This is a genomic window from Pelotomaculum propionicicum, assembly GCF_004369225.1.
GTDB classification, from domain to species: Bacteria; Bacillota; Desulfotomaculia; order Desulfotomaculales; family Pelotomaculaceae; genus Pelotomaculum_B; species Pelotomaculum_B propionicicum.
On the sequence record NZ_QFFZ01000009.1, the window covers coordinates 26085 to 45087 of the forward strand.

Consider the following 19003-nt stretch of genomic DNA (forward strand, 5'->3'; position numbering starts at 1 on the left):
AAACCGGAGGTGTAACGATGTCAAAAGGTGTCCTGGTAGACGTTACCAGGTGCATCGGCTGCCGCAGCTGCCAGGTGTCATGTAAATCATGGAACGACCTGCCGGCAAAACTGGGCACATTCTCCAATAACTGGGACAGCCCTGGAAAAACGAGCGCCGATACCTGGACCAACGTAAACTACTACGTGATAGAAGATGGCGACAATCTAAAGTGGCGCTTTGTAAAAAGACAATGCATGCACTGCAACGAGCCGGCCTGTGAATCAGCCTGCTTTACCCACTCGTTCGTTAAAACTAAGGAAGGAGCAGTCATATATAAGCCAACCGAGCTGAATAAGGATTACTGCGTCGGCTGCCGTTACTGTATGATCGCCTGCCCCTTCGGCATACCCGGCTTCCAGTGGGACAAGGCTTTCCCCTACGTGCAAAAGTGCCGCTTTTGCTATGACCGCATGAAAGAAGAAGGTCTGGAACCGGCCTGCGTAACTTCCTGCCCCACTGGCGCCCTAAAGTTCGGCGACAGAAAAGAGCTGCTGGCCGAAGCCTGGGACAGAATCAATAAAAATCCCAGATACGTTAAAGGGGTATATGGTGAGAAGGAATACGGCGGTACTTCCTGGCTGTATATATCCGACGTTCCTTTCGACAAGATCGGCTTCAGGACGGAAGCTTTCGGCAAGCCCGTCACCCAGAGGTCAATCCCGTCTTTGACCTGGGACGTGCTCAAATGGACTCCCTACCTGTTCTTCGGCTGGGGCGCCATCCTGACCATCATGCGCGCCTACACCAAGCGCCACGCCGAAGTGCATGACGAGTCTGAATTATATGAACCGGTGGATAACAAATAAGAATTTTTGACAATTGGAGGTGAGATTAAATGCAAAAAGGACGTAACTGGACTTTCAGAATGACAGGTTTCAGAAAGCTGCTTATTTTGTTAGTAGTGATCGCGGTTTGCGCCGCCCTCTACCGTTTTGTATTCGGCCTGGGCTCCGTGACCAACCTGAGCGACGAGTGGCCCTGGGGCCTGTGGATCGGCTTCGACCTGCTCTGCGGCATCGCCCTGGCCGGCGGCGGCTTCAGCACCGCGCTTATTGTGCACGTGCTGCACAAGGATAAATACCTGCCGATCGCCCGCGCTGCTTTATTAACATCGCTGATCGGTTATATCATATCAATGGTCAGCCTTTTCCTGGATATCGGCCGCTGGTTCAACTTCTGGCGCCCGTTCTTTTACTGGGGATTCCACTCCGTGCTGTTTGAAGTATTCTGGTGCATTTCACTGTATACAACCGTGCAGGTGCTTGAGTTCGGAGAGATCTTCTTTGAAAAAATCAAGTGCCCCGGCCTGGAGAAGGTACTGCATGCCATGCTGCCTTTCCTGCTGATCCTGGGCATTGTGCTGCCCTCACTGCACCAGTCCTCACTCGGCTCGCTGTACATCGTGGCCGTTGACAGGCTCTACCCGCTGTGGTGGTCCCAGATCATCCCGTTCTTCTTTGTCTGGTCCGCCTTCTTCCTCGGGCCTGCCATGGTCACCGTGGAAGGCACCCTGGCCGCCAGGGCTTACGGCAGGGAACCTGAGACACCGGTATTTTCCAGCCTGACAAAAGTAACTTTAGTCATGCTGATCATTTACCTCATTGTTAAAATTGCCGACCTGGTATACCGCGGCGTGCTTTCCATGGCCTTTAACGGGTCCTTTGAGAGCAACATGTTCCTGATTGAGATGATCGTGTTTATCATCCTGCCGATTATCATGTACGCCACACCGTCTATCCGCAACAAGCAGGGCGGTGTCCTGACCGCCTCCATCCTGGTAGTCGCCGGTGTTGTATTCAACCGGATGAACGTGGTGTTTACCGGTATGGCTGATGCCATGGGCGGCAGCTACTTCCCCAGCATCTGGGAATGGTTGTGCACACTTGGCATGTGGAGCTTTTTGGTCTTAGCCTACTGCTTCGTTGTTGAGAACTTCCCGATCCTGCCCAAGGAAGAGCATGTGCATAGCGGCGGTCACTCGCACGGGGCAGGTTTCCACGCTTAAAAAGAATTGATTGACAAGCCTATACTGATAATTTAAAATGTTTTAAAGTATTGTTTAGGGGGGAATATAATATTCCCCCCTAATTCTTGGTATGACTATAGTCAGCAAATCTTTGCGGGGATGTGTTAAAATGCATGAATGGGCGCTGGCGGAAGCAGTTGTCGAGACTGTGCTGAAAGAAGCCGGAAAAGAAAACCTCAAAGAGATCGTGCGGGTAAAAGTCATGGTGGGCGAGCTGCAGCAGATAGAACTGGACGTTTTCAACTTTGCCATGGAGAATATCCTGCAGCAGGGCGGCGGCGCCCTGAGCATGGAAAAAATCAGCCTTGAGGTGGATAAATGTGTTCTGCGGTGTAAAGTATGCGGGGAAGACTGGTACTACAGCGACTCCCTGCAGGACCTTTCTGAAGAAGACTCCGAGGCCATCCACTTTGTCCCGGAAGTCGCGCACGTTTATGTCAGGTGCCCCCGCTGCGGCAGTCCGGATTTTGAGATAACCAGCGGGCGCGGGGTCTGGATAGATTATATTGAAGGTGAGAAATGATGGACCCAAGACTTAATGTTATTAACAAGCGATTCCAAAATGTCAAAAAAATAATAGCGGTTTCGGGGGGCAAGGGCGGCATCGGCAAAAGTCAAACAGCTGCCAGCCTGGCGTTATGCCTGGCAAAACATAACTACCGGACAGGACTGCTGGACCTGGACTTCTGCGGCCCTTCCACACACGTCATACTCGGGGTCGAAGGGATTTACCCGGAGGAGGAAAAGGGTATTGTCCCGCCGAAATTTAACGGCATTAGTTTCATGTCAATTACTTATTACACCGGCAATAACCCTTCCCCGCTGCGGGGAAGTGAAATTTCCAACGCCATCATTGAAATACTGGCCATAACCCGCTGGGAGGACCTTGACTTTTTGATTATAGATATGCCCCCGGGCACCGGTGACCCGGTGCTTGATGTAATCCGTTTAATCAAAAGAGTTGAATTTCTCCTTGTTACCACTCCGTCCAGGGTTGCTCAAGAAGTTTTAAAGCGTGAACTAAAGGTTTTAAACGAACTTGGCATTACCGTCATCGGCATACTGGAAAACATGAAAACAAAAAAGGGTTCACAGGTTGCTTCTGAACTGCTCAACCTGGGTGTCCCCTTTCTTGGCTCCATTGATTTCGATTATGACCTGGAAGACGCCCTGGGCAGCCCGGCAAAACTTCTGCAAACGGACTTTGCCGCCCAGCTGGACCAGATCATCAGTCAAAAATGTCTTTAGAATGACACAGGCAGATATAAAAATAAACGATGTAGGTTCGGTTTCAACCGAACAGGGCGCGCCAGCGCCGAACTTGTTGGTAATATTCAGAATTTGTGCGAATAAATTCGCACCTACATCCATAAAGACAGTAATGGTTTATTCTTAGGTTCTTTATATGGGGGTTGGCGGTAATCACACAAGATCTTAACCCAAAAGGAAAAAACATTACCAGATACCACATAGTCATAAAAGGGGTTGTCCAGGGAGTGGGCTTCCGCCCTTTCGTTTACAATCTGGCGCGGCGCTGGAAAATAAACGGCAGTGTGTTAAACTCAGCCGGCGGCGTGATTATCGAGGCTGAAGGAGAAGAGGCGAACCTGACCGGTTTCTCAAACGAACTCAAAGATAACCCGCCCAAGTTAGCTCTGATTACCGGTTACAAGCTGTATCAGCTCCCGTACCGCGGGTATGCGGATTTTCAGATCCTGTCCAGTGACACCGCCCTGGACAAGGAAGCCCTGGTGCCGCCTGACGTTGCCACCTGTCCGGCCTGCCTTGAGGATGTCTCCGATCCGGCCGACAGGCATTACAATTACCCTTTTACCAACTGTACCAACTGTGGGCCCCGTTTTACCATAACCAGAGAAATTCCCTATGACCGGCCTTATACGGCCATGGCTTCTTTTCAGATGTGCGGCGATTGCTCCGGGGAATACAATAATCCGGCCGACCGTCGCTTCCATGCCCAGCCGGTGGCCTGCCCGTTTTGCGGGCCGCAGGTTGAATTAGTCGACCGCCGGGGGATAAAGGTCGCCGGCAGGGAAAACTGGCTGCAGGCCTGCTGGGATTTGCTGCAGGATGGTAAAATCCTTGCTTTTAAAGGGCTGGGCGGCTTCCACCTGACCTGTGACGCCATGAACAGCAAGGCCCTGGAAGTTTTACGACAGCGCAAAGGGAGAGAATGCAAGCCTTTCGCCGTAATGTGCCGGGATTTAAGGACAGTGGAGAAATACTGCCGCGCCAATGAGGATGAAGCAAAACTGCTGAGCTCTCTCCAGGCGCCTATAGTGATCCTTGCCCGCAAACCCGGCTACTTATTGCCTAAGGAACTGGCGCCCGGTTTAAAAACGCTGGGCGTAATGCTTCCCTATACGCCTTTGCATTACCTGCTTTTTACCGGGCCTTTCGACCTGCTGGTCATGACCAGCGGCAATTACAGCAGCCTGCCGCTGGTAAAGGACAATGACCGGGCACTGGATGAACTGGGTGAAATCGCAGACTACCTGCTCTGGCACAACCGGGACATTGTCAACCGCTGCGACGACTCCCTGGCCCGCGTCATCGACGGGGGAACCCATATACTTCGCCGTTCCAGGGGCTATGTGCCCCACCCTGTCGCGGTCAGGCGCGATGCGCCCGCACCGGTTATTCTCGGGGTAGGCGGCGAAATGAAAAACAGCTTCTGCCTGCTGAAGAGAGACCAGGCTTTTATGAGCCAGTATATAGGTGAAATTGACTGCCTGGAAGGAGAGGAAAACCTTTTCTCCAGCCTGATCAATTTTCAAAGGTTAATAGGCGTGACGCCTGAGATTGTCGCTTATGACATGCACCCCGGCTACGCCTCAGCTGAGGTGGCCCGGCGCATACCGGCCCTTCACCTCGTTGAGACGCAGCACCATCACGCGCATTTCGCAGGCTGCCTGGCGGAAAACGGCATCGAAGACGAAGAAGTTATCGGCGTTATTCTTGACGGGACAGGTTATGGTACAGACGGCACTCTCTGGGGCTTTGAAATAATCACCGGCGGTTATACCGGCTTTAATAGATTGTGCCATCTGGCGGCGGTTCCCCTGCCGGGGGGTGAGGCTGCCATAAGGCAGCCCTGGCGCACCGCGGTGTCATACCTGCATACTTTTTTAGGCGGTGCGGGGAAACAGGCGGCGCGTGAGATTTTTAAAGATAAAGAACTGCCTTTAATTGAAAAGATGATCGAAAAAGGTTTCAACGCGCCTCTGTCTTCTGGCTGCGGCAGGCTTTTTGACGCTGTTTCAGCGATACTGGGAATATGCCTGGAAAATCACTACGAGGGGCAGGCCGCGGTCGAGCTGGGTGAAATAGTCCTGGCCGGCGCAGAGGGTGATCTTCTTTCCCCCTACCCCTATGCAATTAAAGAAGGGATTATCAACCCGGGCGAGATGCTGGCGGAGATTATCAAAGACCGTTCAGATCACACACCGGTTGAGATTATCGCCACCCGTTTTCATAAAACACTGGTAAAAATCATATTTGAAGCAGTGCGGGAAATCAGCCGGCGGACCGGCCTGAAAAAGGTGGCGCTCAGCGGGGGGACCTGGCAAAACCCGTATCTATTCCAGTCAGTAAAAAATCTTTTGGCTGCGAACGGCTATCAGCCGCTCTATCACCGCCAGGTACCCGCCAACGACGGTGGTATAGCCCTGGGGCAGGTCATGATTGCACACTGGAGGTGGCTTAAAAAATGTGTTTAGGTATACCGGGTAAGGTTATTGAAGTGAATCTGGCTGAAAACTGGGCTGTCGTGGAAACCTTCGGGGTACGGAAGAAAATCAGTATCACATTAGTTGACGAGGAGATTACACCAGGGGACTATTTGATGGTCCATACCGGCTACGCTATCGGCAAGATTGACCTGAGCGATGCTGAAACGACACTAAAGCTGTGGGAGGAGATTCTGCTTGCTGAATAACATGCCCGATCCGGCTTTGGGACAAAAGATTTTAGCCAGGCTACCCTCCCTGGCGGAAAAGGCCTCCCGCCGCCTGGGGCGCCCGCCTGTATTGATGGAGGTCTGCGGCACCCACACCATGGCCATAGCCAAAAGCGGGATGAGGAGCCTGCTGGCCGGGCACCTTGAACTTAGAAGCGGCCCGGGCTGTCCCGTTTGTGTCACTGACCAGGGGGACATAGATAAGATGATCGCCCTGGCCGGCAGGCCTGAAGTTACTATTGCCACTTTTGGCGATATGCTGCGGGTGCCGGGGACAGACTCATCCCTGGAAGTGGAGCGGGCCCGCGGGGCCCGGGTGGAAATATTTTATGCGCCTGCCGACGCGGTGGAATTCGCCGCCGGCAGCCCTGAAAAAGAAATAGTATTTCTGGGTGTTGGCTTTGAAACCACTATACCGGCTGTTGCTTTAAGTTTAGAGCTGGCTGTCGCCCAGGGCCTGCGAAATTATTCAGTCCTCTCATCGCACAAACTGGTCCCGCCGGTAATGAAAGCGCTTCTAAGCGACCCTGAGCTAAAAATTGACGGCTTCATCCTGCCGGGTCACGTGTGCGCGGTAACCGGCAGGCAGGCCTTTGAATTTATCTCAGGGGAATATCACATTCCAGCCGTGATCACCGGTTTTGAGCCGCTGGACCTCCTGGCTTCAGTCTGCCTTTTGCTGAACCAGATTGCGGACGGCCGTCCTGAAACTGTCAACGGCTATACCAGGCTGGTACGTGAGGAAGGGAACAAAAAAGCAAGGGCGATAATGGAAAAATATTTTGAACCCGCTGATGCCCTCTGGCGCGGTTTTGGGCTGGTGCCCCAAAGCGGCCTGGCTCTTAAAAAAGAGTATTCTCTTTATGACGCCGCAGCCAGGTTCCCGCTGCAGGTCCCCGCTTCCCGCCCGCTTATTGGGTGCGCCTGCGGCGATATTTTAAAGGGCAAGCTCACCAGCCCCCAATGCCCTCTATTTGCTAAATCATGTACTCCGCTAAACCCGGTCGGCCCCTGCATGGTTTCCTCGGAAGGGGCCTGTGCCGCGTATTACCAGTACGAATGGGCGGCAAAGTGAAAAGGAGTGAGAAAATGAGCACAAACGAAAATGAATTAATTTTACTCGCTCATGGCGACGGGGGCCTACTGACCCACCAGCTTTTAGAGAAATACTTCCTGCCCGGCTTCAGCAATGAACTGCTGGACGAACTCAGTGACGCCTCCGTATTCAGCATGCAGGAAGGCCGCCTGGCTGTCAGCACCGACTCTTTCGTGGTGGACCCCATATTTTTCCCTGGCGGCAATATCGGCAAACTGGCCGTGTGCGGCACTGTCAACGATATAGCTGTGAGCGGCGCCAGGCCGCTGTACCTGACCGCTTCCTTTATCCTTGAAGAAGGTTTGCCGCTGGGCGAACTGGCCAGGATTGTTGCCTCCATGTCGGATACAGCGGTTAAAGCGGGTGTAAAAATCATTGCCGGTGACACCAAAGTCGTCGGACGGGGGCAGGCGGATAAAATTTTTATTACAACCACCGGTATAGGCCTCCTGCCGCCGCAGGTCAACCTGGGCTACCGCCGGCTGAAGCCTGGTGATAAAGTGCTGGTTAACGGCAGTTTGGGCAACCACGGGCTCGCCATCCTGCTGCAGCGCGAAACTCTGGGGCTTGACAGCAAGGTGGAAAGCGATTGTGCTCCTTTAAACCTGATCATAGAGAAATTGCTCAAGCGTTTTAAAAGCATTAAAATAATGCGTGATCTAACCAGGGGAGGCCTGGCCACCAACGCCAAGGAAATTGCCCAGTCTGCCAGGGTCGACATCTGGCTGGACGAGCAGTCCCTGCCGGTGGACGATTCTGTCAGGGGAGTCACTGAACTGCTCGGCCTCGACCCCTTGTACCTGGCCAACGAAGGCAAATTTCTTATTGCCGCGGCAGCGGATGAGGCAGCGGACCTTTTGGACTTTATGAAAAAGGACAGCCTGGGCGAAAACTCCAGGCTCATCGGTGAAGTCCGCGCCGGCAGCGGCAATGTGTATTTAAAAACAGCATTGGGCGGCACGCGCAAAATCAACATGCTGGCCAGCGCCCCCCTGCCCCGGATTTGTTAGTTTCTTTAGAATTCAGAAGACAGAAGTCAGGAGACAGAATAAACAAGCCCCAGGCAAATGTAGGTCCGGATTTATCCGGACAAAGCCTGAATATAGATAACACTAAGTCCATGGTGTTGAAACAAGCTGCTCCATTGCGGAGCGTCGCAAGTGAACTCAGCGAAGCTGAGGTTGCGAAATTGGATTCGCGAGACAGCGGTTAGGGGACACACCTCTGGCTTTAGCCTGACTCTACTGAGAGGCATGTCCCCAACGTATTTCGCGAAAGCCTGAACTGAGCCAGGACGGCGAATTGAAGGCGGTCCAATTTCGCCCGAAGCGAGCTGTTAGTTCACTCGACGCGGAGCAGAGGAGCCAAGCGGGTTTCAACACCATGGACGACTCTGGCTACTAACTGAATGCGGCTAAAGCCGCACCTACAGTTACAGCAGTTGAACTTCTATGGCAAGGAAGGTATGTTATGCCCGATTTTGAAAAAAGGATTGTTGTAATCGGGGTCGGCAACTTATTGCTGGCAGATGAAGGCATCGGCGTCCATGCTGTAAATGAACTAAAAAAAGAGAGCTTCCCCTCCTCTGTGGAAATAATCGACGGCGGCACCGCGGGTATCGACCTGTTATACCTGCTGGAAGACGCCGACAGCGCTATTATTATTGACTGCGTTGATGCCGGCACGGAACCGGGCTCCATTCTGCGCATGCCGGTGGATGAGCTGATGCTGCAGAAGCCGGGGCAGGCAGTTTCCCTGCACGATATTAACCTGGCTGAAGTACTGTCCATGGCCAAATCTCTGGGTGTATTGCCTCAGACTGTAATCTTCGGGGTCCAACCTGTTGAAATAGAATTCGGCACAGAGCTTACCGCAGCTGTTAAAAATACCCTGCCCCGCCTGGTGCAACTGGTTAAAGAGGAAATCAGCAGCCTTATCATTTAAACTGGGACGTTTAATAAAATTTCTTTTTGACATTTGCAGGATTTTTAACAATCTGGTTGAATAGTATTAAAAAATCTCCGAGCCTGGATGACCTTAGCCTTTCGAGGTATGGACGCCAGGCCGTTAGGGTGCGGCTGGGAAACTGCCGCGCCTCCCATTGTGGAAAGGGGAAGTATAAAATGTACAGATCTTTAATAATCGTGTTGGGCAAAACCGCGCGAAAGCCGGTGACGCAAAGCCATGGGTCTAAAGGCCTTTATTGGGGCCATGACTGCCAGGCCGCAAGGACTTATGGACTTTACTGGGGTGGGTAATGTCAGGTAAAGCTTTGTCCTTTTTTATAAAGCGGCAAAGCTTTTGTCGTGTCACTCTCCGATCCTTTAAAACCTAAAGCAGCAGCCATGGTTACAGGACGTTAGGGTTCTCGAGGAAACTGGAGCGCCTTCCATTGTGAAAAGGAGAGTTGGGTTTGGCTAAATGATGCTGGACTAGCTTTGCTTTTTGCAATGCATTCCGGCATTATTTATTTTTATAATGCAATTTTCCATTGTTATGAAGGCCGGGAGATTGCAAGTATCCTAAAGTAAAGGGGGTACGCTTAGAGGCATTATATGACTCTCGTTAGCAGCGCGAAATTGAGTTGAGTAAATAAATAGCAATTAGGAGGGATGAGGACTTGGGTTTATCAAGGCGTGAGTTTATAAAGCTTTGCATGACTTCAGCAGCCGGAGCAAGCCTGATTTCAGTGCTGGGCCCCGAAATAAACGAGACTCTGGCCATGGCCGCCGAGGGTAAGCCGCCGGTAATCTGGCTGCAGGGCGCAAGCTGCACCGGGTGCTCCATATCGCTGCTGAACAGTGTTGACCCGGTCATCGAGAAAGTGATTCTTGATGTGATCAGCCTGAAATACCACCCCAATATTTCAGCCGGCTCGGGGCATCATGTCGGAGAGATATTTGAAGAAGCAATCAAAAATTATAAAGATCAATTTATACTTGTTGTGGAAGGCGCCATTCCGCTTAAAGCTGAAGGCAGGTACTGCACCATCACCGAAATGGGCGGCAAGGAGATTACCATTCTTCAGGCCGTGCAGGCGCTGGGCAAAGCTTCCATGGCAGTTATCGCGGCGGGCCAGTGCGCGTCATACGGCGGGATTCCAGGGGGAGCGCCGAACCCGACCGGTATTGTGGGGGTTAATAAAGTTGTTGACCCGAAAAAGGTCATTAATTTATCAATGTGTCCGATGCACCCTGACCACTTCCTGGGCACTGTAGTTTATGTTCTGAAATACGGTAAAATACCCGAGCTGGACAGGCATAACCGGCCCAAGATGTTTTATCCGAAACCGATCCACGAGTCCTGCGAGCGCCGCCCGGCGTTTGACGCCGGTAAGTTCGCCACCTTTATTGGCGATGAGGGGTGCCTTTCCCTGTTGGGCTGCAAAGGTTTTATCGCTATGTCGGACTGCCCGGTGCGCGGCTGGAACAACAACGTGAACTGGTGCGTAAAAGCGGGAGCGCCCTGCATGGCCTGTTCCGAGCCGACTTTCCCGGACGGGGCCTCACCGATATACGGCTCCTACCCGCTGACCAACAAGCAGGCGCCAGCCTCCGCTCAGTTTGAACCACAGAAAACAGAGATATTGGAAAAGAGAAGAGATAGTAGAAAACTTTAGTGTGAGGTGAAAATTTACTGTGGCCCAAAAAATTGTTGTTGACCCGGTAACCCGGATAGAAGGGCACCTGAAAATAGAGGTGGAAGTGGACAACAATAAGGTAGTCGAGGCTAAATCCAGCGGGACCTTATTCCGGGGGATCGAGTTAATCTTAAAAGGTCGTGACCCCCGTGACGCCTGCCACATCGTACAGCGGATCTGCGGCGTCTGTCCGATAGCCCACGGTACCGCCTCCATGTTGTGCCTGGACGACGCTTTTAATGTCAAGCCGCCCACCAACGGCAGGATTGTGCGCAACCTGATTCAGGGCGCAAATTACTTGCAGTCGCACATTCTGCATTTTTACCACCTGGCGGCGCTGGACTATGTTAAAGGACCTGAAACGGCACCGTTCATTCCACGCTACGAAGGTGACTACCGCCTGCCGAAAGATGTAAACGACAAGGCCGTGGAACACTACATCCAGGCCCTGACCGTACGCAAAAAAGCCCATGAAATGGGTGCGATTTTCGGGGCAAAAATGCCGCACGTGACATCCTTTACCGCCGGCGGTGTGACCGAACATGTAACACCTGAAAAAATTACACAGTATAAAAACTACCTGCAGGAAATAACAGCGTTTATTGACAATGTGTACATTCCGGACGCGCTGGCCGTAACTAAAGCTTATGACGATTGGTTTACTATCGGCACCGGCTGTAAAAACATGCTGGCCTATGGCGCTTTCAAGCTTACTGACGGGGACGACCCTGACGGACAGAACCAGTTTTTCAAACGGGGTATTTACAGTAAGGGACAATATGGCAGCTTCGATAAAAAGAAAATCACCGAAGAAGTAAAATATTCCTGGTACGATGACAAGTCAACCGGCAAGTACCCCGGTGAAGGCGCTACTGTTCCCAACCCATACAAAAAAGAAGGTTATTCATGGCTAAAAGCTCCGCGCTATGACGGCCTGCCTTTTGAGGTCGGACCTCTGGCCCGCCTGTGGGTAAACAAGGAATCAAATGTGCTGGGCCTGGGAGAAAAAGCTTTCTCCGTGCACGGCAGGCATTTCGCCAGAGCCCTGGAAACCAGTCAGATTGCGCACGCCATGGTGGAATGGCTGAACCAACTGGTGCCGGGCCAGCCCACTTACGCCCCCTTTGACATTCCCAAGGAAGGCGCGGGGGTAGGGCTGCACGAGGCTCCACGGGGCGCGCTTGGCCACTGGATCGTAGTTAAGGATTACAAAATAGACAACTACCAGGCCGTGGTGCCCACCACCTGGAACGGCGGTCCGCGGGACGCCAAGAAACAGCTTGGTCCTATTGAGCAGGCACTGGTGGGAGCGCCGGTTAAAGATCCCGAAAATCCAATTGAACTGGTGCGTATAGTCCGGGCCTTCGACCCCTGCATCGCCTGCGCGGTTCATGTTCTTGAGATAAAGGGTGTTGCGAAGGAGCCCAAGAAATTTATTATCTAACTACCTTATATGATTTTGACAGACAACCTTTATTGGAGCGGAAATAGGAGGTGTAATAATGTCAAACGGTGTTTTGGTGGACGTTACCAAATGCATCGGCTGCCGGAGCTGTGTTACAGCCTGCAAATCGTGGAACGACTTGCCCGACAGGGTTGCCCAAAATACTGAGAATTGGGATGTCCCCCTGCAGATGGATTCGGACACCTGGACTCAGGTCAACTATAATCTGGTCGGGCAGGGCACCCAGCGCAAGTGGCGTTTTGTCAAAAGGCAGTGCATGCACTGTGAGGAGCCAGCCTGTGAGTCGGCCTGCTTTACGCACTCTTTCGTCAAAACAAAAGAAGGAGCGGTTATCTATAAGCCCACCGATTTAAACCAGGACTACTGTGTTGGCTGCAGGTACTGCATGATTGCCTGCCCCTTTGACATACCCAAGTTTCAGTACGAAGAGAGATTCCCGTACGTGCAAAAGTGCCGTTTTTGCTACGACCGGATGACTGACGGCAACAAGCGGCCAGCCTGCGTGTCCGCCTGCCCTACCGGCGCCTTGAAGTACGGTGAAAAGGAAGCTTTACTCGCAGAGGGCTGGAAGAGAATTAACGGAAATGCACAGTATGTCAAGCACGTGTATGGTGAAAAGGAATACGGCGGCACTTCCTGGATGTACATTTCGGACGTGCCTTTTGACCAGCTTGGCTTCAAGGTCAACGTAACCGAAAGGTCCATCCCCTCTTATACCTGGCAGGTGCTGAAATGGACACCTTATATCTTTGTAGGCTGGGGCGCCCTTCTGACTGCCATGAGGCTTTATACCAAGGGTAAGTCCGTTGCGCACGACGAGCACGAAATGTACGGCCCTGTAGATCCAAAATAAGTTAAACCTTTTAAATTGGGGGTGAGATTTAATGTCCAAGCCAAGGAACTGGAGTTTTAGAATAACCTGGTTCAGACTTTTACTTATATGTTTTGTAATCGGCGCGGTTATAGCCGCCCTGTACCGCTTTTACTTCGGCCTGGGCTCAGTTACCCACCTGAGCGACCGGTGGCCCTGGGGTTTGTGGATCGGCTTTGACCTGCTCTGCGGCATCGCCCTGGCAGGCGGCGGTTTCAGCACCGCCCTGATCGTGCACGTGCTGCACAAAGACAAATACCTGCCCATCGCCCGGGCCGCACTACTAACCTCAATGATCGGCTATATCATCTCCCTGATCAGTCTTTTCCTGGATATCGGCCGGTGGTATAACTTCTGGCGGCCTTTCTTCTACTGGGGCTTCCACTCGGTATTGTTCGAAGTGTTCTGGTGCATATCGCTGTACACCACAGTCCAGGTCCTGGAGTTCGGGGATATCTTCTTTGAAAAAGTGAACTGCCCGTCGCTGAAAAAGATTCTGGGCGCCCTGATGACCCCGCTGCTCATTCTGGGCATAGTGCTGCCATCCCTGCACCAATCGTCTCTCGGCTCACTGTATATTGTGGCGGTAGATAAACTGAACCCCCTGTGGTGGTCCATGCTTATCCCCTTCTTCTTTGTCTGGTCAGCCTTTTTCCTGGGGCCGGCCATGGTCACCATCGAAGGGACTCTGGCGGCCAGGGCTTACCGCCGCGAAGCGGAGCTGCCTGTCTTCCAGAGTTTGACCAAAGTGACCTTGTGGATGATGATTATCTACTTTATTGTTAAAATAATTGATCTGAATTACCGGGGTGTTATGTCGCAGGCATTTAACGGCTCATACGAGAGCAATATGTTCCTGATCGAAATGATCGTGTTTGTGCTGCTGCCTATTTTCCTGTACGCCATTCCCGCCATCCGCACCAAGCTGTGGGGGGTGGTGACCGCCTCGGTATTAGTTGTGGCCGGCGTAGTGTTCAACCGTATGAACGTGGTTTTCACAGGTATGGCCAAGAGCGTGGGAGGAAGCTATTTTCCGTCTTTCTGGGAATTCCTGATCACCATCGGCATGTGGAGTTTCTTAATCCTGTTCTACTGCTTCGTGGTTGAAAACTTCCCCATCCTGCCCAAAGAGGAGTACCTGTCGCACGAAAGCAGCATCCCCTCAAAACCGGGTGTGCATGCTTAATACCTGGGAAGGGGGAGCATATGCTCCCCCTTTCGTATTAATATTAAAACTTGCCTGGTTATTTCCGGCCAGTTGAAATGCAATCAATCTGTTTTATCAAGGTTTAATGCGGAAGCTTGCCCTGGGCTATATTGGCAGCCTGTTTGACATCTTCTTTTACTTCCTTTACTTCCTTTGCTATATCGTCAAATTCCTGAAAACTGTTATATGAGGCCCTGCGAAATTCATTCATCGTCCTGCCCAGAGTCCTCCCTATTTCAGGCAGCTTGCTGGGCCCGAAAATAACCAGGGCTATAATCAAAATCAGGACCAACTCAGACATTCCCAGATTGGGAAACATATAAATCCCCCCGCCTAAGGATTTTGCCCACGATTAATATATACTTCGGTGTCATTTGAAAATATCCTGCTTTACGGCCGGGTATAATTTTCAGGATTCCGCCGGCTCTTCAAGTGTAAAACGGCCCAGTATACCGCCCCGGAACTCCTTGAGCACGGTTTTGGCGGCTTTTAATGAATCCACTACACCGCCCGCCTGATAATAACCTCGTTGCGCGCCTATTGCTTCCAGCAGCTGCTGTGGGTCTTCCGGCAACTCATCTATTTTGTAGCGTTCCCTGATTGATTCAGGATGATGGCCGGCCAGCCAGTCCAGCAGTTCCCCGACCACGGCGTTCAAGTCAAATATTTCCTCTTTAATAGCGCCGGTAACAGCCAAACGGAAGGAAACCAGCTCGTCCCCCAGCTTTGGCCAGAGTATACCGGGGGTGTCCATCAACTCCAGGTCACCGGCGACCTTGAGCCACTGGCGGCCCCGGGTGACTCCCGGTACATTTTCAGTCCTTGCCGCCCGGCGGCCTGCCAGTTTATTTATGAAAAGTGATTTACCCACATTCGGGATGCCCAGGATCATGCAGCGGGCAGGCCGTGGCCTTCTCCCTGACGCCGCCAGTTTGGCCTTTTTAGGCTCAAACAACTCCTGAATATAGCCGGGCACTTCCCGCACCCCCCTGCCGCCATGGGAATCCACAGCCACAGCCGGGCTGCCGGTTTTTTTAAAATAATCCACCCAGCGCCTGGTTAAGGCCGGTTCGGCCAGGTCAGCCTTGTTTAGTACAATAAGCCGGGGTTTTCCCCCGGCTATTTGGTTGATGTCAGGATTGCGGCTGCTGGCCGGTATTCTGGCATCTATAATCTCAATTACAACATCAATCAGCTTTAAATCCTCTTTAACCTGCCTTCTGGCTTTGGCCATATGGCCGGGAAACCACTGTATATCCATACCTGATCCCCATCTGCGGTTTTAGTTTAGCGCGCGACGCCTATTCTCGACGGCGGCCAATAGATAAAAATCTCCTTGCCCACAATCAGGTTCCTGGGCACAAACCCCCATTCCCTGCTGTCACTGCTGTTGTTGCGGTTGTCCCCCATCATGAAATAGTTTCCGGCAGGCACTTCCACAGGACCGAAATCAGAAAAACGCAGGCCCCGCGGCAGGTAATCTTCCGCTACCTGCTGGCCGTTGATATAAAGCTGGCTGTTCCGTATGGCTACAGTCTCCCCGCCTGTCGCTATGAGCCTTTTGACAAAATAGCGCTTTGTATCCCTGGGATACTTGAAAACTACAATATCCCCCCGTTTAGGTTCTGAAAAACGGTAGGTAATTTTGCTCGCAAAAATATAGTCCTGGATCTGCAGGGTAGGCTCCATGGAAGCAGAAGGAATACGGAAGTTTTGCACCACAAAAGTATGGATGAGCAGGGCCAGTACCACCGCAACGACCAGCGACTGGATAATTTCCACAGCCAGACTTCTTTTCCCGGCTTCGCTTTTGTGATCCTTTTGGTCCATTCTTTAACCCCCTTAAGCCGCAAGGCTCAGCCTTATAAAGCGAAAGGGGACTGTACAAAGCCCAGTCCCTCGTTCTTTAACGCTTATCCTGAATACGGGCGGCTTTGCCGCGCAGCCCGCGCAGGTAGTAAAGCCTTGCCCGGCGCACCCGGCCTCTTCTGAGGACTTCAATACGTTCAATTTTGGGTGTATGCATGGGGAATGTTCTTTCTACACCCACACCATAGGATACCCTTCGCACAGTAAAAGTTTCACTCAGGCCGCCTCCCCGGCGCCTTATTACCACGCCTTCGAAGATCTGAATTCTTTCCCGGCCGCCTTCAACCACCTTAACGTGCACCCTTACAGTATCGCCAGGTGCAAATTTAACTATGTCTTTTTTGACTTGCTCCTGTTCAATTGAATGAATGAGGTTCATCTAAAATCCCTCCTTCCCGAAGATTGCTTCAAACAATATCTTACATAAACATAAAGTCCTTTTTAACGCTCAACAAAGGTAATTATAGCATAAACGATTATAAGCGGCAAGAAATTTCCTGGAAAACCAGCGAGTATCGGCCGCAGGCCTTTAACTCCGCCTTAGAGCCCTAATCAAGGCCAATTTCCTGCAGTTCTCTAATCATCTTTTTCAAAATATCTTTGTCTTCCCCGGTCAATTCTATCTGTGAAAGCAGCTCGGGCCTGCGCAGCAGGGTCCTGAGCAAAGACTGCTTGCGCCGCCACTTCCTGATCTCTTCATGATGGCCGCTGAGAAGGACGTCCGGCACCGTCAGCCCGCGGTATTCCTTGGGCCTGGTGTAATGAGGGTATTCCAGCAGGCCGGCGTTAAAGGATTCCTCTTCCACCGAAGCTGCTTCCCCAAGCACTCCGGGAATGAGACGGGCCACCGCGTCCACTACCACCATGGCCGGCAGCTCGCCGCCGGTAAGGATATAATCCCCGATCGATATCTCGTCGGTCACCAGCATTTCGCGGACACGCTCGTCCACACCCTCGTAGTGGCCGCAAATAATGATCAGCTCTTTTTCAGCGGCTAAATCCCAGGCCAGCGCCTGGTTGAAAGACCTGCCCTGCGGGCACATCAGCGCCACCCGGCGGGACGCCCGCCCGGCCTGGCCCCGCACATGCTCAACAGCCTTAAAAATTGCTTCCGGCCCCATCACCATACCAGCACCGCCCCCGTAAGGGGTATCGTCCACAGTGTGGTGTTTGTTGGCTGAAAAATCGCGGATATTCACCAGGTTGATCTCAATTAAGCCGCGCTCCCGCGCCCTTTTAACAATACTGGAGGAGAAGGGACCGTCAAACATTTCCGGGAAAAGAGTCAGAATGTCAATTTTCATCATCCATCAGTCCTTCCGGCAGGTCAACCACCATACGCCGCCCGGGCAGGTCAATTTCTTTAACAACCTGCTTTAGGGCCGGAATTAACAGTGGCTTGCCTCCGGTTTCAACAATATATACGTCATTAGCCCCGGTCTGAAGCACCTCGGTAATTTTACCGAATTGCTCCCCACCGCTGCCGTACACACTGAGGCCGATTATGTCAAAAATATAATAGCTCCCTTCCGGCAGTTTGACCAACTGGTCACGGGTTACCTCCAGTATTCCCCCTCGTATACCTTCCGCGGCGTTCATGTCGCTGATTTCTTTAAATTTAACCGCAATAAATTTTTGGCGCCGCACTGCTTCTTCAATGTGCATAACCTGCCGGACGCCTTTGACTGATAAATAGACATCCTTTAGTTGTTCATAGCGGCCGGGGAAATCAGTAAGTGGCAGCACCCGTACGGCACCGCGGTTACCCTGCGTTTTCAGGACCTTGCCGATGGCAATAAACTCACCGCTCACTGCTGCCGCTCCCTCCGGCGCTTCCCTGCCTGATGGCGGAAACGACGCCATCCTGCAGGATAATTTCCATGCCTATTACCTGCCCCCAGTTATCTCCGGCCTTAATTTCGACAGGGCTTTCCATTTTGCCTGAAATTACCTCTGCCCCCAGGGCCAGCTGCCCCACTTCCTTAAGTTTGTCAATCAATTTCTGGCGGCTGGCCAGCCTGCGGCTGCGTTCCTGTTCCAAATCATGCCTGGCGTCGGGGACCCCCTGGGGGTTCTTCTTTTCCAGCTCGGCCAGCAGGCGCTTTTCCTGGAAATCCAGGTGCTGCAGATCCAGTTCAACCCGCCGGACCGCCTCCTGAAGCTCAGCAGCCAGGGTTTTCTTATAATTCTCGGTGACTATCGTTTTTATAAGAACAGGCCGGATCAGGGTCAGACTTTGCATGCAAGAGTTCCTCCAGCGGGCTAAATAGAATCCCTTTGTTAAATAATCTCAACAATTACTTTCTTCTTTTGCCTGGTCGCGGCTACCTTGACCAGGGTCCTTATGGCTTTGGCGATGCGGCCCTGTTTGCCGATCACTTTCCCCATATCTTCCGGGGCTACTTTCAGTTCAATCAAGGTTGATTTGTCTTTTTCAATTAAATTCACTACAACTTTTTCGGGCTGGTCAACGAGAGCTTTGGCCAGGTTTTCCACCAGTTCTTTCATCATAGCAGCCTCCCTAATCTACTGACCGTCTCCCGCCGTTTTCTTTATGACCCCGGCCTTGTTAAACAAGGCTTTGGCGGTATCGGAAAGCTGAGCCCCTTTTTGCAGCCAGTCCAGAGCCCTTTCCTCATTGATCTTGATTACCGCCGGGTTCTTCAGAGGATCGTAAAAACCAATCTCCTCAATGAACCTGCCATCTCTCGGGGAGCGGGAATCAGCAACTACAATACGATAAAACGGGGCTTTTTTCGCACCCATTCTTCTCAGGCGGATTTTAACAGCCACGCGCCCTCACCTCCTTAT

General features: G+C 52.1%; 22 protein-coding genes and 3 riboswitches. Of the genes, 13 read left to right on the plus strand and 9 right to left on the minus strand.

Annotated elements, in window-relative coordinates:
* The first annotated feature begins 17 nt into the window (after positions 1–17).
* The 13 genes from Pmgp_RS06015 (at position 18) to nrfD (Pmgp_RS06075) (ending at position 14302) form a co-directional block, all read left to right on the plus strand.
* On the plus strand, positions 18–848 hold the full coding sequence (locus Pmgp_RS06015) for a 4Fe-4S dicluster domain-containing protein (RefSeq protein ID WP_134213075.1): 831 nt from the start codon (positions 18–20) through the stop codon (positions 846–848).
* 29 nt (positions 849–877) lie between these two features.
* Entirely contained in the window at positions 878–2047 is a 1170-nt protein-coding gene (gene nrfD / locus Pmgp_RS06020) for an NrfD/PsrC family molybdoenzyme membrane anchor subunit (protein WP_134213076.1), read from the plus strand.
* Positions 2048–2177: 130 nt separating this feature from the next.
* A complete protein-coding gene (gene hypA / locus Pmgp_RS06025; RefSeq protein WP_134213077.1) occupies positions 2178–2591 on the plus strand; it encodes a hydrogenase nickel incorporation protein HypA in 414 nt (137 codons plus the stop codon).
* Positions 2588–3316, plus strand: a complete 729-nt coding sequence (locus Pmgp_RS06030; protein WP_243119745.1) for a P-loop NTPase — start codon at positions 2588–2590, stop codon at positions 3314–3316. Before hypA ends, Pmgp_RS06030 begins: the two co-directional genes overlap by 4 nt.
* 164 nt (positions 3317–3480) lie before the next feature.
* Positions 3481–5805 carry a carbamoyltransferase HypF gene (gene hypF / locus Pmgp_RS06035; RefSeq protein WP_243119746.1) on the plus strand — a complete coding sequence of 775 codons (2325 nt, stop codon included), beginning with the start codon at positions 3481–3483 and terminating at the stop codon, positions 5803–5805.
* On the plus strand, positions 5796–6023 hold the full coding sequence (locus Pmgp_RS06040) for a HypC/HybG/HupF family hydrogenase formation chaperone (RefSeq protein ID WP_134213078.1): 228 nt from the start codon (positions 5796–5798) through the stop codon (positions 6021–6023). The genes hypF and Pmgp_RS06040 overlap by 10 nt, the downstream gene beginning before the upstream one ends.
* Positions 6013–7119 (plus strand): hydrogenase formation protein HypD, encoded by a 1107-nt coding sequence (gene hypD / locus Pmgp_RS06045; protein WP_243119747.1) that lies wholly within the window; start codon positions 6013–6015, stop codon positions 7117–7119. Before Pmgp_RS06040 ends, hypD begins: the two co-directional genes overlap by 11 nt.
* A 14-nt stretch (positions 7120–7133) precedes the next feature.
* Positions 7134–8150: a hydrogenase expression/formation protein HypE gene (gene hypE, locus Pmgp_RS06050; protein ID WP_134213079.1), complete on the plus strand. Its 1017-nt coding sequence runs from the start codon at positions 7134–7136 to the stop codon at positions 8148–8150.
* A 460-nt stretch (positions 8151–8610) separates the two neighbouring features.
* Positions 8611–9084: a HyaD/HybD family hydrogenase maturation endopeptidase gene (locus Pmgp_RS06055; protein WP_134213080.1), complete on the plus strand. Its 474-nt coding sequence runs from the start codon at positions 8611–8613 to the stop codon at positions 9082–9084.
* Positions 9085–9147: 63 nt separating this feature from the next.
* Positions 9148–9270: riboswitch (molybdenum cofactor riboswitch) on the plus strand.
* Positions 9271–9280: 10 nt separating this feature from the next.
* Positions 9281–9371: riboswitch (cyclic di-GMP riboswitch) on the plus strand.
* Between the two features lie 71 nt (positions 9372–9442).
* Positions 9443–9561: riboswitch (molybdenum cofactor riboswitch) on the plus strand.
* 199 nt (positions 9562–9760) lie between these two features.
* Positions 9761–10759: a hydrogenase small subunit gene (locus Pmgp_RS06060; RefSeq protein WP_134213081.1), complete on the plus strand. Its 999-nt coding sequence runs from the start codon at positions 9761–9763 to the stop codon at positions 10757–10759.
* Between the two features lie 19 nt (positions 10760–10778).
* On the plus strand, positions 10779–12224 hold the full coding sequence (locus Pmgp_RS06065; protein WP_134213082.1) for a nickel-dependent hydrogenase large subunit: 1446 nt from the start codon (positions 10779–10781) through the stop codon (positions 12222–12224).
* Positions 12225–12282: 58 nt separating this feature from the next.
* Positions 12283–13098 (plus strand): 4Fe-4S dicluster domain-containing protein, encoded by an 816-nt coding sequence (locus Pmgp_RS06070; protein ID WP_134213083.1) that lies wholly within the window; start codon positions 12283–12285, stop codon positions 13096–13098.
* 31 nt (positions 13099–13129) lie between these two features.
* On the plus strand, positions 13130–14302 hold the full coding sequence (gene nrfD / locus Pmgp_RS06075) for an NrfD/PsrC family molybdoenzyme membrane anchor subunit (RefSeq protein ID WP_134213084.1): 1173 nt from the start codon (positions 13130–13132) through the stop codon (positions 14300–14302).
* 103 nt (positions 14303–14405) lie between these two features.
* On the opposite strand, the gene Pmgp_RS06080 is transcribed toward nrfD (Pmgp_RS06075), so the two are convergent.
* From Pmgp_RS06080 to rpsP, 9 genes are all read right to left on the minus strand, one after another.
* Positions 14406–14642, minus strand: a complete 237-nt coding sequence (locus tag Pmgp_RS06080) for a twin-arginine translocase TatA/TatE family subunit (protein WP_134213085.1) — start codon at positions 14640–14642, stop codon at positions 14406–14408.
* A 90-nt stretch (positions 14643–14732) separates the two neighbouring features.
* Entirely contained in the window at positions 14733–15584 is an 852-nt protein-coding gene (gene ylqF, locus Pmgp_RS06085) for a ribosome biogenesis GTPase YlqF (RefSeq protein ID WP_134213086.1), read from the minus strand.
* 26 nt (positions 15585–15610) lie between these two features.
* Positions 15611–16153, minus strand: coding sequence for a signal peptidase I (lepB, locus tag Pmgp_RS06090; protein ID WP_134213087.1), 543 nt, complete (start codon positions 16151–16153; stop codon positions 15611–15613).
* Between the two features lie 76 nt (positions 16154–16229).
* Positions 16230–16571 (minus strand): 50S ribosomal protein L19, encoded by a 342-nt coding sequence (gene rplS, locus Pmgp_RS06095; RefSeq protein ID WP_134213088.1) that lies wholly within the window; start codon positions 16569–16571, stop codon positions 16230–16232.
* Between the two features lie 169 nt (positions 16572–16740).
* The gene (gene trmD / locus Pmgp_RS06100) at positions 16741–17496 is read right to left on the minus strand and encodes a tRNA (guanosine(37)-N1)-methyltransferase TrmD (protein WP_134213130.1); all 756 of its coding nucleotides are present in this window, start codon (positions 17494–17496) and stop codon (positions 16741–16743) included.
* Positions 17486–18004, minus strand: a complete 519-nt coding sequence (gene rimM / locus Pmgp_RS06105; protein ID WP_134213089.1) for a ribosome maturation factor RimM — start codon at positions 18002–18004, stop codon at positions 17486–17488. The genes trmD and rimM overlap by 11 nt, the downstream gene beginning before the upstream one ends.
* The gene (locus Pmgp_RS06110; protein ID WP_134213090.1) at positions 17994–18434 is read right to left on the minus strand and encodes a YlqD family protein; all 441 of its coding nucleotides are present in this window, start codon (positions 18432–18434) and stop codon (positions 17994–17996) included. The genes rimM and Pmgp_RS06110 overlap by 11 nt, the downstream gene beginning before the upstream one ends.
* 38 nt (positions 18435–18472) lie before the next feature.
* Positions 18473–18700 carry a KH domain-containing protein gene (locus tag Pmgp_RS06115; protein ID WP_134213131.1) on the minus strand — a complete coding sequence of 76 codons (228 nt, stop codon included), beginning with the start codon at positions 18698–18700 and terminating at the stop codon, positions 18473–18475.
* Between the two features lie 18 nt (positions 18701–18718).
* Complete coding sequence (gene rpsP / locus Pmgp_RS06120) at positions 18719–18985, minus strand: 30S ribosomal protein S16 (RefSeq protein WP_134213091.1); 267 nt, start codon at positions 18983–18985, stop codon at positions 18719–18721.
* Between the last annotated feature and the right edge of the window lie 18 nt (positions 18986–19003).

Coding starts and splice junctions, on each gene's coding strand:
- Pmgp_RS06115 (WP_134213131.1), bottom strand. CDS start 18,700: ATGAAAGAACTGGTGGAAAACCTGGCCAAAGCTCTCGTTGACCAGCCC.
- Pmgp_RS06030 (WP_243119745.1), top strand. CDS start 2,588: ATGATGGACCCAAGACTTAATGTTATTAACAAGCGATTCCAAAATGTC.
- lepB (WP_134213087.1), bottom strand. CDS start 16,153: ATGGACCAAAAGGATCACAAAAGCGAAGCCGGGAAAAGAAGTCTGGCT.
- Pmgp_RS06015 (WP_134213075.1), top strand. CDS start 18: ATGTCAAAAGGTGTCCTGGTAGACGTTACCAGGTGCATCGGCTGCCGC.
- hypE (WP_134213079.1), top strand. CDS start 7,134: ATGAGCACAAACGAAAATGAATTAATTTTACTCGCTCATGGCGACGGG.
- rplS (WP_134213088.1), bottom strand. CDS start 16,571: ATGAACCTCATTCATTCAATTGAACAGGAGCAAGTCAAAAAAGACATA.
- Pmgp_RS06110 (WP_134213090.1), bottom strand. CDS start 18,434: ATGCAAAGTCTGACCCTGATCCGGCCTGTTCTTATAAAAACGATAGTC.
- Pmgp_RS06040 (WP_134213078.1), top strand. CDS start 5,796: ATGTGTTTAGGTATACCGGGTAAGGTTATTGAAGTGAATCTGGCTGAA.
- Pmgp_RS06055 (WP_134213080.1), top strand. CDS start 8,611: ATGCCCGATTTTGAAAAAAGGATTGTTGTAATCGGGGTCGGCAACTTA.
- nrfD (WP_134213076.1), top strand. CDS start 878: ATGCAAAAAGGACGTAACTGGACTTTCAGAATGACAGGTTTCAGAAAG.
- trmD (WP_134213130.1), bottom strand. CDS start 17,496: ATGAAAATTGACATTCTGACTCTTTTCCCGGAAATGTTTGACGGTCCC.
- hypA (WP_134213077.1), top strand. CDS start 2,178: ATGCATGAATGGGCGCTGGCGGAAGCAGTTGTCGAGACTGTGCTGAAA.
- Pmgp_RS06070 (WP_134213083.1), top strand. CDS start 12,283: ATGTCAAACGGTGTTTTGGTGGACGTTACCAAATGCATCGGCTGCCGG.
- nrfD (WP_134213084.1), top strand. CDS start 13,130: ATGTCCAAGCCAAGGAACTGGAGTTTTAGAATAACCTGGTTCAGACTT.
- ylqF (WP_134213086.1), bottom strand. CDS start 15,584: ATGGATATACAGTGGTTTCCCGGCCATATGGCCAAAGCCAGAAGGCAG.
- Pmgp_RS06080 (WP_134213085.1), bottom strand. CDS start 14,642: ATGTTTCCCAATCTGGGAATGTCTGAGTTGGTCCTGATTTTGATTATA.